General features: G+C 66.2%; 1 protein-coding gene and 1 pseudogene. Both read left to right on the plus strand.

Annotated features, from left to right (window positions below; all coding sequences use genetic code 11):
- Nucleotides 1–87 precede the first annotated feature (87 nt).
- A pseudogene (locus BG842_RS10575) lies at nt 88–1,760 on the plus strand (alkaline phosphatase family protein).
- Between the two features lie 5 nt (nt 1,761–1,765).
- Entirely contained in the window at nt 1,766–2,224 is a 459-nt protein-coding gene (locus BG842_RS31485) for a hypothetical protein (protein WP_254663064.1), read from the plus strand.
- Nucleotides 2,225–2,228: the final 4 nt, after the last annotated feature.

A 2,228-nucleotide genomic window follows, 5' to 3' on the forward strand; every position in this document is an offset into this window, starting at 1 on the left:
ACCGCTGATCAGGCTTCCGACCACCGACGAAGGGGGTGAGGAGCGGTGAGCGGCAACGACAGTAGTGGCGATGGCAGCGACGGAGACATCGGTAACAACGAGGGCGTCGATGGAGACGTTGGTAACAACGACGGCCTTCGAACGCTGGTGCTCGGACTGGACGGGGCCTGTCTGCCGATTCTCGAACCGCTGTTTTCCGCGGGGGCGCTTCCGAACCTCCGCTCGATATTCGACGGCGGCGTCTCGGGTCCGCTCGAATCCCAACTGCCGCCGTGGACGCCGAGCGCGTGGCCGTCGCTGTTCACCGGCGTCAACCCCGGAAAACACGGCGTGTTCAGCTTTCTGGACTACGAGGGCTACGACTGGAGCGTCGTGGACGGGTCGGACGTCCGCGCTGTCCCCGTCTGGGAGCACCTCTCCCAGCACGGATTCACGAGCGTCGTCGTCAACGTGCCCGTGACGCACCCGCCGCGCGAGTTCGACGGCGCGCTCGTGCCGGGGTACATGGCCCCCGACTCCCCGGCGTGTCACCCGCCGGACCTGCTCTCCGACCTCCGCGAGGAAATCGGGGACTACCGCGTCTACCCCGAAACGACGGACCTCCCGCCCGAGGAGGCCGCCGCCGAGTACCGCGACGTGGTAGAGATGCGCGGTGAGGCGTTCCGCCTCCTCGCGGACCGGTTCGACCCCGACTTCGGGTTCCTGCAGTTCCAGCAGACGGACACCGTGTTCCACGAGTTCCCCGGCGAGCGGGAGACGGTTCGGGCGGTGTACGAAGCGGTGGACGAGCAGGTCGGCGAGGTCCTCGACGCGACCGACCCGGACACCGTTCTCGTCGTCAGCGACCACGGGATGGGCGAGATGACGGGCACGGGATTCTACGTCAACGAATTCCTCGCAAAACACGGGTACGTGGACGTGTCGAAGGGCGGCGACGGAATGCCCTCGTGGGTTCCGACGCGAGAGTCGCGGCTTCGAAACGGCGACGCGGACGACCCGAACTTGCTTCGGCGCGTGACCGCCCTCGCTGCCAAGTGCGGCCTCACGACGGCACGGGCGGGAAAGCTGTTGTCGGCGGTCGGCCTCCGCGATTTTGCGTCCGAACACGTTCCCGCGGGGGTCGTCCGGGCGAGCGGCAGGCAGGTCGATTTCCCGGCCTCGACGGCGTACATGCGGGCCAGAATCGAGTGCGGCGTCCGCATCAATCTGGCGGGCCGCGACCCGAACGGCGTCGTCCCACCGGAGCGATACGAACCGCTCCGGACGGAACTCATCTCCCTCCTCGAAGGCGTCGAGACGCCGGAAGGCGAGCCGCTGTTCGAGGACGTGGCACGTCGGGAAGCGTACTTCGACGGCCCGGATGCGGACCGGGCGGTCGATATCGTCACGGTTCCGGCCGACTTCGACCACTTCCTCTCCGCGGAGCTTTCGGGGGACGAGTTCGCCGCGCCCGGCCAACCGTGGAACCACAAGCGAAACGGCGTCGTCGCCATGGCGGGTGACGGCATCGACGACCCGCTCGGGGACGCCCACCTCTTCGACGTGACACCTACCGTTCTCGCGCTGTTCGGCGTGCCGACGAGCACCGAGATGGACGGCGAAGTGTTGTCCTCCGCGGAACCCATCGGGAACGTTCGTACCCGACGCGGCGGGAGGGCGGACGCGAGCGGAAGGAAGAAGTGCGGGAGGACGGACGCGAACCGACCGCATCTGAGGAATCGATGGAGAACCGACTGACGGCACTCGGCTATTTGGAGTGATACGCATGACGATAGACGTTAAAGAAGCGGACGACAGCACGCTCGACCGATGGAACTCGTTCGTGGACGAATCGAAGGAAACGACCCCGTTTCATCGACGCGAGGCGCTCACGCACCTCGCGGAAACGGCGAACGCCGAGGTGCGGTTCCTCGTCGGCTACAAAGGGCAGGAACCGGTCGGCATCTTCCCGATATTCGAGACGACCAAGGGACCGTTCCGGATGGTGTACTCGCCGCCGCCACACCTGGAGGTGTACTACCTCGGTCCGGCCCTGCTCAACTTGAGGCATGGCGATGAGCGTGGCATCCTCCTCGAGCATCTTCGAGTCGAACTCCGTTCCCTTCACGTCGAACAGTTCGACATCGACGGTTTCGTGTGTGCCCGCATCGAGCGCGTCGGAGACGCCGATGACGCTCTCCAGCGCCTTCCCATCGAGGAGGCGGTCGTCGTGGAATGGCGATGAAACC

Origin of the sequence: Haladaptatus sp. W1 (assembly GCF_001723155.1) — an archaeon.
Classification (GTDB): Archaea; Halobacteriota; Halobacteria; order Halobacteriales; family Haladaptataceae; genus Haladaptatus; species Haladaptatus paucihalophilus.

Excerpts from the sequence above, each read along its gene's own strand:
- BG842_RS31485 (WP_254663064.1), top strand. The coding sequence starts at position 1,766 with ATGACGATAGACGTTAAAGAAGCGGACGACAGCACGCTCGACCGATGG.